The sequence below is a fragment of the Marinococcus sp. LNSP9103-4 genome (assembly GCF_056034345.1).
In genome coordinates this window covers 135,651-147,599 of the sequence record NZ_JBQLIA010000006.1, presented here as the reverse complement: position 1 = coordinate 147,599, position 11,949 = coordinate 135,651, and the positions used below count along the sequence as shown (strand labels likewise).

The 11,949-nt window shown below is 48.9% G+C and carries 10 protein-coding genes; 8 read left to right on the top strand and 2 right to left on the bottom strand.

Annotated features, from left to right (window positions below):
- The first annotated feature begins 193 nt into the window (after nt 1-193).
- From iolD to ACTRXG_RS06650, 7 genes are all read left to right on the top strand, one after another.
- The gene (iolD, locus tag ACTRXG_RS06680) at nt 194-2,113 is read left to right on the top strand and encodes a 3D-(3,5/4)-trihydroxycyclohexane-1,2-dione acylhydrolase (decyclizing) (protein ID WP_474284384.1); all 1,920 of its coding nucleotides are present in this window, start codon (nt 194-196) and stop codon (nt 2,111-2,113) included.
- A 194-nt stretch (nt 2,114-2,307) separates the two neighbouring features.
- Nucleotides 2,308-3,321 carry a Gfo/Idh/MocA family protein gene (locus tag ACTRXG_RS06675; protein ID WP_474284383.1) on the top strand — a complete coding sequence of 338 codons (1,014 nt, stop codon included), beginning with the start codon at nt 2,308-2,310 and terminating at the stop codon, nt 3,319-3,321.
- Nucleotides 3,322-3,403: 82 nt separating this feature from the next.
- On the top strand, nt 3,404-4,444 hold the full coding sequence (gene iolG, locus ACTRXG_RS06670) for an inositol 2-dehydrogenase (protein WP_474261385.1): 1,041 nt from the start codon (nt 3,404-3,406) through the stop codon (nt 4,442-4,444).
- Nucleotides 4,445-4,491: 47 nt separating this feature from the next.
- Nucleotides 4,492-5,430: a myo-inosose-2 dehydratase gene (iolE, locus tag ACTRXG_RS06665; RefSeq protein ID WP_474282102.1), complete on the top strand. Its 939-nt coding sequence runs from the start codon at nt 4,492-4,494 to the stop codon at nt 5,428-5,430.
- Nucleotides 5,431-5,618: 188 nt separating this feature from the next.
- Complete coding sequence (locus ACTRXG_RS06660; protein WP_474284382.1) at nt 5,619-6,650, top strand: LacI family DNA-binding transcriptional regulator; 1,032 nt, start codon at nt 5,619-5,621, stop codon at nt 6,648-6,650.
- A complete protein-coding gene (locus ACTRXG_RS06655; RefSeq protein WP_474284381.1) occupies nt 6,647-7,561 on the top strand; it encodes an aldo/keto reductase in 915 nt (304 codons plus the stop codon). The genes ACTRXG_RS06660 and ACTRXG_RS06655 overlap by 4 nt, the downstream gene beginning before the upstream one ends.
- A gap of 149 nt (nt 7,562-7,710) precedes the next feature.
- Nucleotides 7,711-9,066, top strand: a complete 1,356-nt coding sequence (locus tag ACTRXG_RS06650) for a sigma-54 interaction domain-containing protein (RefSeq protein ID WP_474284380.1) — start codon at nt 7,711-7,713, stop codon at nt 9,064-9,066.
- 54 nt (nt 9,067-9,120) lie between these two features.
- Here the strand turns inward: ACTRXG_RS06650 and ACTRXG_RS06645 are convergent, their stop codons facing one another.
- Together ACTRXG_RS06645 and ACTRXG_RS06640 are read right to left on the bottom strand one after the other, a co-directional pair.
- A complete protein-coding gene (locus ACTRXG_RS06645) occupies nt 9,121-10,314 on the bottom strand; it encodes an MFS transporter (RefSeq protein ID WP_474284379.1) in 1,194 nt (397 codons plus the stop codon).
- Nucleotides 10,311-10,733, bottom strand: a complete 423-nt coding sequence (locus ACTRXG_RS06640; protein ID WP_474284378.1) for a MarR family winged helix-turn-helix transcriptional regulator — start codon at nt 10,731-10,733, stop codon at nt 10,311-10,313. The genes ACTRXG_RS06645 and ACTRXG_RS06640 overlap by 4 nt, the downstream gene beginning before the upstream one ends.
- Before the next feature lie 199 nt (nt 10,734-10,932).
- On the opposite strand from ACTRXG_RS06640, the gene ACTRXG_RS06635 reads away from it, so the two are divergent.
- Nucleotides 10,933-11,949 carry a LacI family DNA-binding transcriptional regulator gene (locus tag ACTRXG_RS06635; RefSeq protein ID WP_474284377.1) on the top strand — a complete coding sequence of 339 codons (1,017 nt, stop codon included), beginning with the start codon at nt 10,933-10,935 and terminating at the stop codon, nt 11,947-11,949.

Genomic DNA, 11,949 nt, shown 5'->3' with positions numbered 1-11,949 from the left:
ACGGCGACCTGCATGCGAACGGCAAGGACGGCGTGGAGTTCTACACCCGCAAGAAAATGGTCACCGCCCGCTGGTAAACGTATAGCTTCAGCCCAATAGCACAACACCCGGACTGTCTTCTCTTTCCTTTCTATTCTGAGAGAGGAGAAGGCAGTTTTTTCTTCTATAAAACGACAACAGGAAGGGGATTTTTATGCCCGTATTAACGACAGCACAGGCAATCGTACGTTTTTTGGAGCAGCAGTATATTGAATGGGACGGCGAGGAAATTCCATTTGTAGATGGAATGTTTACGATTTTCGGCCACGGTAACGTTCTTGGCCTCGGCCAGGCTCTTTCTGAAGCGAAGCGGCTCCGGGTGTACCAGGGAAAAAACGAGCAGGGGATGGGGCATGCGGCTATATCGTATGCTAAACAGAACAATCGCAAACGCATCATCGCCTGCACGTCTTCAGTCGGACCTGGCTCTGCCAATATGGTGACAGCGGCAAGTGTGGCGACAGTAAACAACGTGCCGCTGCTTCTTTTTCCGGGAGACATCTTCGCAAGCCGCCAGCCGGACCCGGTGCTGCAGCAGGTGGAGCAGCCTCACGACTTAACGCTTTCCACTAACGATGCGTTCCGTCCGGTAAGTAAGTTCTGGGACCGTATAACAAGGCCCGAACAGCTGATGAGCTCCTTAATCCAGGCGATGCGTGTATTAACAAATCCGGCAGAAACCGGCGCTGTTACCGTGTCCGTGCCACAGGACGTCCAGGGGGAAGCGTACGATTTTCCGGAATCGTTTTTCCAGAAACGTGTTCACCGTGTTTCGAGAAAAGTGCCGGATGAACGTTCGGTGAAGGAAGCAGCAGCTTTAATCCGGAGCAAAAAGCGTCCGTTTATTATTTGCGGTGGAGGCGTGCGTTATTCAGAGGCGGGAGAGAGCCTGAAAAAAATGGCTGAAGCCTGGAACGTGCCAATCGCAGAGACGCAGGCCGGCAAGAGTGCGGTGGAAAGCACGCATGAGTGGAATGTCGGCGGTCTTGGGGTAACCGGTAACCTGGCAGCGAATACGCTGGCTCCGAAGGCGGATGTTATTATTGCAGTAGGTACGCGTCTGGCTGACTTTACCACCTCCTCGAAGCAGCTGTTCCAGGACGAAAATGTCGAATTTATTTCAATCAACGTGTCGGAATTTCACGGGGTGAAAATGGATGCAGCCCCATTAATCGGGGACGCTCAGGCTGTAATTGACGCGCTGGTAAACGAAACCGGGGACTATACGTCTGAATTTCAAAAAGAGACCGAAGAGGCAAAGGCGGCCTGGGCCACGGAAAAAGAGCGGCTTTATTCTGTCCGCTACACAGAAGAAGGATTTACGCCGGAAATCGCCGGTCATCTTGATGAGGAGCTGCAGGAGTACCGTAAAGTGCTTGGTACGGATCTGGCGCAGACGACAGCACTTGGTATTGTGAACCGGGAAATCGATGAAGACGCTGTAGCCGTCGGAGCGGCCGGAAGTCTGCCTGGCGACATGCAGCGCCTTTGGGAGTCCAGCCAGAAATACCGGTACAACATGGAATACGGCTATTCCTGCATGGGCTATGAAATTTCCGGGGCGTTCGGGGCCAAACTCGCAGAGCCCGACAAGGAAGTATACGCCATGGTCGGGGACGGCAGCTTTTTGATGCTGCATTCGGAAATGGTTACAAGCGTCCAGGAAAACAAAAAAATTAACGTGATGCTGTTCGACAATTCCGGCTACGGCTGCATTAATAATCTGCAGATGGGCAACGGTATGCAGAGCATTGGCACAGAGTTTCGCCATCGTGATGAAGCAAAGGATGAAATGTGCGGCAGTGTGATGCATATTGACTATGCAAAAGTAGCTGAAGGCTACGGCCTGAAAACGTACCGGGTCACGACGGAGCAAGGGTTGAAAGAAGCTATCGCTGACGCGAAAAAGCAGACGGTGTCTACGCTGATTGATGTAAAGGTGCTGCCGAAGACGATGACCGGGGATTATGAATCCTGGTGGCACGTCGGGGTTTCAGAGGTTTCTGAGCGTGAAAGTGTACGGGAGTCCTTTGAAGAAAAAGAAAAGCAGCTGCAGCATGCCCGGAAATATTAAATGGTTAAACGCGTTCAGAGCTCCGGCTTTGGACGCTTTTTTTAACTGGAAATTATCTTTTTGATAAATCGCTTACATTTTTTCCGTTTACCCCTTGAATTACCTGAAAGGAAACGATAGTATAAACATAAGTTAAGCGCTTACTCAAAAACAATTATAATAACTATAAAAAACAGTGCAGGAGGTTCTAGGTCGTGGATAAAGTAAAGGTTGGAATACTGGGAGCGGGGCACATTGCTGCAGTGCATGCTGCTCTTTTAAAGCAGGATGAACGGGTCGAAATCGTTGGAATTGCTGATATTTTTGAAGAAAAGGCGAAGGAGCTGGCCGCAGAAGCAGGCCCGGAAGTTCAAACAGCGGGCTCCATCGAAGAGCTGATTGCACTTGGTGTGAACACGGTCTACGTCACCACGCCAAACACGATGCATGTCAGTCCGGTTCTTCATTGCTTGAAGAATAATGTAAACGTCTTCAGCGAAAAGCCAATGGCCACCTCGGAGGAAGAAGCAAAACAGATAAGCGATGCCGCCCGGGAGTCTAAAGGCTGCTACAATCTTGGCATGAACCGCAGGTATGCCTATGTGTATAAAAAAATTAAAAGCTACATGGATTCGGGGCAGCTGGATGCGTACTCCGCCCATTTCAAAATGAACCGGGGAGAGCTGCTGCATCCTGCCTGGACTTCAGATCCAACGAAGACTGGAGGCTTTTTATATGAAACGCCGTTTCATTTGATGGATCTCTGCCGCTATTATTTCGGGGAAGTAAAGAAAGTGAAATGCGAAGCAACACAGGCCGTGTCAGACAGCGAGCTTGATAACTTTGCGATTCTTTTAACCTTTGAATCCGGCCTGGTCATGACGTTCAACACCTTCGCCCATTCCGGATGGAGCTTCCCGTTTGAAGCGATTGAAATTTACGGCAAATACAGTACGGCGTCAACCGCTGAACTCGAAACGGTGAAAATTGCCTGCGGCCTTGAAGGGGAGATTGATTCCTCGGATTACCACCTTATGCCTGTCAGTAAAAAATGGGGATATGAAGAAGAAAACCGGCTGTTCATTGATGCTCTGGTCAACGGTACAGAACCGCCGGTAAATGCAGAGGAAGCGTACAAATCAACCTTCCTGTTAACAAGCATTTATGAAAGCGCTAAAACCGGTAAAGAAATAAATATTGCCGACCGGTTAAATAAAGTAATTTCTTAAGATAAAGAGAAAAGGAGTGGCCAGAGGCCATAAAGAAGAGCAGCTAAGTCAGGCGGACAGGAAAAACACAGGAGGTGCGCAAATGGCACAGAACGATATAAGAGTAGCGGTGCTCGGACTCGGACGGCTGGGACTGTTTCATGCAAGCAACATGATGAACAAAGTAAAAGGAGCCGAGCTGATACTGGTGTGTGATCCACTCGCCGAGCATGCCGAAATGGTGGCTGAACAGCTTGGGGTGGAACGCTGGACGTCTGACCCTGAAGAAGTGTTTGCCGATCAGGAAGTGGACGCAGTAGTGATTGTAACGCCGACTAGTACGCACGCTGACATGATTACAAAAGCCGCCCGCAGCGGCAAGCAGATCTTTGTGGAAAAGCCGCTGACCTCCACGGTGGCAGAAGCCGAAGAGGTGATCAAAGTCGTTGAAGAGACCGGCGTTGTCTGCCAGGTCGGCTTCATGAGAAGGTACGACCCTGGTTTTCATGATGCCAAGGAGCGTATTGAAGCCGGAGAAATCGGCAAACCGATTTATTTTAAAGGCTTCTCCAGAGACAGCGGCTCACCGCCTGCCTCTTTCATTAAAAACAGCGGCGGCATATTTCTGGACTGCTCCATTCATGACTACGATATGGCCCGGTATTTAATGGGCTCGGAAATTTCTTCAGTTTCCGGCCACGGCCGCATTCTTATCAATTCCTTCATGGAAGAATACGGAGATGTCGATCAGGCGATTACGTATTTGGAATTTGAAAACGGAGGAGCCGGGGATGTAGAAGCAAGCAGAACGTCTCCGTACGGCCATGACATACGGGCAGAGATTATCGGCACCGAAGGAGCGATCTTTGTCGGTTCGCTCCGTAACAGCGATGTGACAGTGCAAAGCAGCTCGGGAAGCAACCACGAGATTGTGCCAAATTTCCAGACACGGTTCCGGGAAGCTTATATTCTCGAGCTCGAACAATTTATTAAATGCGTCAAAGGAGCCGAGGAGCCAAGGGTCACTTCACTGGATTCCAAAATCAATATGCAGGTAGCGCTTGCGGCCACCGAATCATTTAAACACAACGGAGAACGCATTTATATGAAGGATGTTCACCAGGATAAAGTTTATACCGACTAAATAGACACGGAAAATATAACGAAATGATAAGAAAAGGGGTGCAGCATATGGCGGGGCTTGGGAACTACGAGTTCCATCTCGGAATTGCAGCTATCAGCTGGGTGAATGATGATATTCCGGGACTGGGAGACCACTATTCACTGGATCAGATTTTAGGAGAAATGCGGGAAATCGGGTACGAAGCGACGGAAATGGGTCGCACCTTTCCACGTAACCTTGACGAATTAAAAGCAATTCTCGAAGCGCACGATATTACGCTTGCCAGTAAATTCGTCGGCACGCAGTTTTCCAATCTGCAGCATAAGGAACAGGAAGTCCGCGATTTCGAAGAATGGGTCCGGTTTTTGAAAGACATGGACTGCGAATACGTAATTGTGTGTGAAATGGGCAACTCGATGCACTGGGATAAAGATGATCCTGACAAAGCAAAAATTACAGCACCGTCAGAAGCACAGTGGAAAAGCATGGTGGACGGCTTGAACGAAGCCGGGCGCATCGCGGAAAAATACGGACTCGAGCTCGTGTATCATCCGCATGCCGGGACGATTGTAGAACAACGCGAGGACGTGGACCGCCTGATGGCAGAAACCGACAAGGATGCTGTATCGCTGCTGTATGATACCGGACATGCCTTTTTCGGCAACTACGACCCGATGGATCAGCTGACGCGCTACTACGACCGCATTAAGTACGTACACTACAAGGACGTACGGGAAGACATTTGGAACAGGACGATTAAAGAAAACCTGACGTTCCGGGAAGCTGTACTCGAAGGCCTGTTCACCGTTCCCGGCGACGGCTGCATCGATTTTGCGCCTGTCCTTGAAGAACTGATGAAACGGGGCTATCGGGGATGGACAGTAGTAGAAGCAGAACAGGATCCAGACGTTGCCCCGCCGTATAAATATGCGAAAATGGCGAAGGATCATCTGGATGAAACGATGGACAGGATCCTGGAAAAATACGGGGAAAAAGCCGGCAGATAAACGAACGAAGGCATTTCGAGTGAATATCGAAATGCTTTTTTCTGCTTCAGGGAGCCTGCACTTCCGGAGGTTCGCAGTGAATTTTGTTTTCTCCTGGGCCAGAAAGCTTAAAAGAAAAGGCTCTCCCGGTGGATAGGAAGGAACGGAGGATTTATAATAAACGAAACGACAAAAATGAGGAAGATAAAATGAGACCGACAATTTACGACATCGCTGAGCGGGCCGAAGTTTCGATCGCTACAGTGTCAAAGGTGATTAACAACAAAGGAAAAATAGGGGAGAAAACCAAACAGCGGGTGCTCGCTATTATGGATGAGCTTGATTATCAGCCGAGCACGGTGGCTTCTGCCCTGACAGGAAAGCAGACGAATACGATCGGTCTGCTGGTTCCTGATATTGCCAACTCCTTTTTTGCCGAGCTTGCGAGAAGCGTGGAAGATACAGGGCATGCCGGCGGGTTCAATGTTGTTATATGCAATACCGATAATAATCCAGAAAAAGAAATTCAATATTTGTGGTGGCTGAATCAAAAAAGAGTGGACGGTATTATTCTGGGAACAGGCATACAAAACACGAAAGCGCTGCAGGATTTTATGAAACAGAACATTCCCCTCGCGCTCGTGGCGAGAGATGCTTCCGAGATTAACGTAGATACGGTGCTCGTTGATGATTACCGGGGCGGATACGCGGCTACGAAGCATCTGCTCGAAGCAGGACATTCCCGGATTGCTTTTGTTGTAGGCGAGATGAATAATTCGAGTGATACAGAGCGGCTGAAGGGCTTTTACGAAGCGTACGACGAGCACGGGGTAAACCGGGAGGAAGCAGTGATTGTAAAAGGCAATAGTTCGATTGACGATGCTAAACAATCCATGCGCCAGATTCTGCAGGATAAGCCGGATATTACCGCAGTTTTTGCTTTGAATGACTTTTTAGCGATCGGCTGTATTCAGGCAGGCAAAGAAGCAGGACGCCGGGTGCCCGAGGATTTGTCGGTTGTGGGCTTTGATGATACATTTATTGCTACGCTGAGTGATCCGCCGCTGACTACAGTAGCGCAGCCCATCCTTGAAATGGGGCAGCTGGTGACCCAGATGCTTGTGGACCGGATCGGCGGCAAAAACGAAACGACGCGAACCGTTATTTTAAATCCGGAGCTGCACGTGCGTAAAACGACCGCAGGCATAAAAGAAGCAGAAAGGGATGTTAAGAGCTCATGAAATACAACACGCTTGGAAAAACAAACGAAGAGGTTTCTGTCGTAGGTATTGGAACATATCAATTCGGCGGCGAATGGGGGAAAACCTTTACTCAGAAAGAAGTCGATGGTCTGTTTGAAGCAGCAAGAACGGAAAACCTTAATTTTATTGATACCGCTGAATGCTACGGGGACCATCTTGCGGAAGAACTCACCGGCACAGCCATTCAAAAGGACCGCGATCAGTGGTTTGTAGCCTCCAAATTCGGCCATCATTTTCATGGGCCGAATGACCGGACCCGGCACTATGATCCAGAGGATGTGCAAAAGCAGCTCGAAGCCTCCCTCCGGGCGCTCCGGACAGATTACATTGATCTTTACCAGTTTCATTCGGGCACAGACGAAGAGTTTCAGGATGATAAGCTGTGGACGATGCTCGATAAACAGAAAAAAGCAGGCAAGATCCGTCATCTTGGCCTTTCCGTGAAAAAACAGGACTACATGAATCAGATCAGGCAGGCAGAAGCTGTCGGTGCAGAAACGATACAGCTCGTGTACAATCGTCTTGACCGTCACAACGCCGAGGATGCTTTTCCGGAATGTGACCGCCAGAATCTCGGTGTTATCGCCAGAGTCCCGATGGCGAGCGGCTACTTGAGCGGAAAATATACACCTGGAGCTTCCTTTGAAGAGAATGATGTCCGCCACCGTCATCCACAAAATGAGCAGGAAGCAGCCCTTCAGGAAGCCCTGCGGCTCAAGGAGAGTCTGCCGGATGATGTGCCTCTTGCCCAGTGGGCCCTTGCCTGGTGCCTGGCCAACTCAAGTGTGGATGCTGTCATCCCCGGCTGCAAAACGCCGGAGCAGCTGGTAAGCAACGCCAAAGCTGTAGATCTTCTTGATAATAAAGACAGTTCCCTGTTCACTATTTAACTGAACCAGCTGACGCCTTTTCCTGAATAGGGAGGGGCGTTTTTTACGTAAAGAATAGAAAATTGTCTTTGAAGTAAAGCTGTTGTTTCTTTCGGGAAGCAGAAGGGAATAGTGGGGTAATAATTCATAAACAGGAAGGATGAGGGAGTGTGGCAGAGGTAGAATACTGGAAACAGTTCGTAGTAGAACCACAAATGCTCGAGGCGTCAAAAACGGAAGTGTCTGACGTGTTGAAGGTTTGGAAGAACGGAGAAAAAGACGCAATCGTGATAGTGGATGAAGACAGTCGCCCAGTGGGTGTTCTCGATGAAACAAAAGTGTGGAATCACATCTACAAGGAAAAAAGCCTTGATAAAAAAATTAAGGACGGATGGATCTTAGAAGTTTCCCAGATTACGGAAGGACAGATTCCGGAATCATGGGAACAGCAGTATCCGCCAATCGCAGTCGTTAACAAAAAGGGAAGAGTCACCGGTGTCTGGACGGAAAAAGCGTTAAAAGAGCTACATACGTCTGAAACGGCTTCTTCCCCTACCTTCCGGCCCTCCATTGCCTCCTTCCGGCGTATCATAGGGGAAAATGAAGAGGTTCACCGGGCGATCCAAACAGCGAAACGGGCCGCTAAAACGAAAACCCCCGTCTGGCTTTCCGGAGAAACGGGCACAGGCAAGGAATTGTTTGCCCAGGCGATTCATCAGGAAAGCGGCAGAACAGGAGAATTTGTAGCGGTGAACTGCGCCTCCATCCCGGACGCTAACCTTGAAGAAGAATTATTCGGAAAAGAAGTCCCAATGCAGCCCCAGCAGGGTGCTGTTGGCTTGCTTGAAGCAGCTCATGAAGGCACACTGTTTCTCGACGAAGTAGGCAATATGTCTATGGCGATGCAGGCAGCTCTTTTGCGCGTGCTTGAAGATTCGTATGTACGTAAGATTGGCAACGCAGCCCCGATTCCAGTAAACATGAAGATCATTTCTGCTACTAATGAAAATATTGAACAGCTGGTGGAGGAAGGGAAATTCCGCCGGGACCTGTATTACCGCCTGCATGTGGTACCCGTAGGCCTCCCGCCGCTCCGCGAGCGGACCGAAGATCTCCCGCTTCTGGTGGAATACTATAATACGCATTTTTCCACTGAGCTGGGTGTGAAGCCGCTAAAAATAACAAATAAAGCTATGGAAGCCATGAAACAGTATGACTGGCCGGGGAACATCCGGGAATTGATGAATGTTATTGAGCAGCTTTCTGCGATGCACGACGGCGGGAAAATACGTACGGAAGACCTTCCCATCTCTTCTGTGAAAGCCCGCGAAGGCGCAGAGCCCGTTCAGGCAGCCCGGACCGAAAGCGCGAACGCAGCAAACTGGAAGGACCAGAAATCGGCCCAGGAGCAGACCATGATTAAGCAGGCGCTTGAAGAAGCAAACGGCAATAAGACAGAAGCTGCCAAAAAGCTTGGCATCCACCGGACAACGTTATATAAAAAAATGCGTGATCATCATATGTAACACAAAAAAAGCAGGAGCTCTCCTGCTTTTTTTATATACATAATATTATAGGGGTCAGGCCTTCTTTTCTTCATAGGCATCCACCGACGATGTCCGGAAATACAAATACAAAGCCCCAATCGTCAGCAGTATAATACCTGCCGTAATTTGATACAAATACTGATAGCCGACAGCATTCACTAAAAGCCCGAGAAAAAAGGAGCCAAGAGCGATGCCGGAGTCAAACATAATAAAAAATGTAGCGGTGGCATGCCCGCTTCGGTGTGGCTCAGCCGCCTGAATGGACATCGTTTGAAAACCAGGAAGAAGCGTTCCGTAGCCAAGGCCGATCAAAGCGGCAGACAACAGCAGCATCCATCCGGCCGTGGTGAAGCTGAGCGTTACGAGGCCGATGGCGAAAATCAGCAGACAGGGGTACAGAACAGTGCCCGGCCCACGGGTATCAAATAACGGCCCGGCCACCGGGCGTGAAGCAATGACGACCACAGCGAACACGAGGAAAAAGAAACTCGATACCTGGATCAGACCCATGGCTTCGGCAAACAGGGACATGTATGAAATGACACCGGCGTAGGAAAAAGAAGCAAGCAGCCCGATAGAAGCAATTGGAAGCGCCCGCAGTTCGATAAAATCATGAATGGACAGCTTCTTTTTTTCAGTGTGCGGTGCGGCAGGAATTCCTGGATCCCGGGCAATGGCTGCGCACCAGACTCCAACGATCATAAATATGCCGAGCAGTATAAATAAAAGGGCAAAAGGAGCAAACTGTATCAGCGTCAGTCCGATGAATGGACCGATAACGACGGCGACATTCATGGAGGTCGTGAAATAACCGAGGCCTTCCCCGCGTCGCTCATTTGGGATAACATCTGCAGCGATAGCGCCGGTAGCTGTGCTCAAAATGCCAAAAGGAATGCCGTGCACAAAGCGGAGCAGCAGCAACCCCGTATACGTATCGATAAAAAGGTATAAAAAAGTACAGAGAACAAATGCAGCGGCTCCCCAGACCAGCGCCCGTTTACGCCCGGTTTTTTCCATGATCTTACCGGCAAATATCCGGGTGATGATCGTAGCAACGAGCATAATCGTGACGATGAGCCCGCCCTGGGCACTGGTTCCGCCGAGGCTGCCGGTAACAAAAAGGGGCAGTGTAGTTAAAAGAGAATAGAATACGGTGAAAACCATGAAATTGGTAATCGTGATACTAATAAAATCCTTCGTCCAGATGGGATGGTCATGACGGCTCATTGTTTCCCGCTCCTTTCGTTCGTAATTTTTCCAAGCAGCTCATGCAGAACTTCCCGGTCCTGAGCTGACAGCCGAGCGAGCGAACGCTTCTCTGCCTCTGCAACTCGTTCTTTAATTTCGGGAAGTGTTTTTTTCGTGCTGTCGGTAAGGTGGATGACTTGCGTACGCCGGTCTGCGCCGGGACGTTTTTCTATCCACCCATTGCGATCCATCGTGGCGATGGTACGGGCAATCGTCGGCGCTTCCACCTGCAGATATTTCCGCATATGCGTCTGGGTGGCCGAACCGCCGGTATCAAGCACATACATAATCATATACTGCGCATGGGACAGCCCAAACGGGGCAAGCGTTTCGTTTAGCGTGTTCGAAAGTGTACGCGACCGCTGATGAATCATATGAATAAGCTGGTCTGATTCCATAAAAAAGAAAGCTCCTTTTGAATTTAATTAGCATGCTAATTAATTGCAGCTTCACCAGTATACGAAGTATTTGGATAAAGGTAAACCCTGGAACCGATTACGAAAAGCAAAAAAAATAATAAAGCGTTTGCAATTTAGTGGTGTATCTTTTAGAATGAAATAAATCGTTTTACTAAAACGTTTTATCAGGAGGGAAACTATGCGTAAAAATGTGACGCTGCGTGATGTGGCAAAAGAAGCAAATGTTTCCATAAGTACCGTATCTCAGTTTATGAACGGTCGTTTTACATACATGGGTGAAGAAACAAAAGGACGTATCGAGCAGGCCATTGCCCGGTTAAACTACCGGCCGAATGCGATTGCAAGAGGATTGAAACAACAGAAAACGACGACGATCGGCGTTATTATCGCGAACGTGGTGCACCGGTTTTCCACGCTTGTGGTCAGAGCGATTGAAGATATGTGCATAAAATACAATTATCACGTCATCATCTGTAATGCCGATGACGACGAAACGAAAGAAAAACAGTACATTGATATGCTGATGGCAAAGCAGATTGACGGAATGATTATTATCCCAAGCAGTCAGGACCGAAAAAATTATGAAGACATTCTAAGCTATCAAATTCCGTTAGTATTTCTGGATAGAACGGTAGAGCAGTCGGAAATCCCCTCTGTAGTGGTGAATAATTATAAGGCTTCGTACGATGCGGTAAAGCATTTAGCCGATAGAAAATACCGCAATATCGGTTTTATTGGTCCAGAGCTGAAGATGAACACAAGAAAAGAACGCTTCCGCGGGTTTGAAGATGCGCTCGAGGCAGAGGGGATCGCTGAAAATAAAAAGCTTGCATACCACGGGGAAGTCAGCGGTGCTCAGGAGGCATTAAAGGTAATGATGAAACAGCAGTCTCCTCCTGATGCGCTGTTTATCTCTAACGACCGCATGCTCGTAGAAGCACTGACATTTGCTAAAGAGCAACAGCTCAGTATTCCCAAAGACCTTGCCCTGGTAACGTTTGATGAAGTGGAATACGCTGCTTTCTTTTCCCCATCGCTAACAACCATTGAGCAGCCGGCCTATCAAATGGGGCAAAAAGCAGCAGAGCTTCTGCTGGAGCAGGTGAACGAGGGCGTGCCGGCCGAGAAATTAAGTCATGAATATATATATGAGACAACTTTTCATGTACGGGATTCCACTGAAGCAAAAATATAA

Coding starts and splice junctions, on each gene's coding strand:
- iolD (WP_474284384.1), top strand. CDS start 194: ATGCCCGTATTAACGACAGCACAGGCAATCGTACGTTTTTTGGAGCAG.
- iolG (WP_474261385.1), top strand. CDS start 3,404: ATGGCACAGAACGATATAAGAGTAGCGGTGCTCGGACTCGGACGGCTG.
- iolE (WP_474282102.1), top strand. CDS start 4,492: ATGGCGGGGCTTGGGAACTACGAGTTCCATCTCGGAATTGCAGCTATC.
- ACTRXG_RS06660 (WP_474284382.1), top strand. CDS start 5,619: ATGAGACCGACAATTTACGACATCGCTGAGCGGGCCGAAGTTTCGATC.
- ACTRXG_RS06655 (WP_474284381.1), top strand. CDS start 6,647: ATGAAATACAACACGCTTGGAAAAACAAACGAAGAGGTTTCTGTCGTA.
- ACTRXG_RS06645 (WP_474284379.1), bottom strand. CDS start 10,314: ATGAGCCGTCATGACCATCCCATCTGGACGAAGGATTTTATTAGTATC.
- ACTRXG_RS06640 (WP_474284378.1), bottom strand. CDS start 10,733: ATGGAATCAGACCAGCTTATTCATATGATTCATCAGCGGTCGCGTACA.
- ACTRXG_RS06635 (WP_474284377.1), top strand. CDS start 10,933: ATGCGTAAAAATGTGACGCTGCGTGATGTGGCAAAAGAAGCAAATGTT.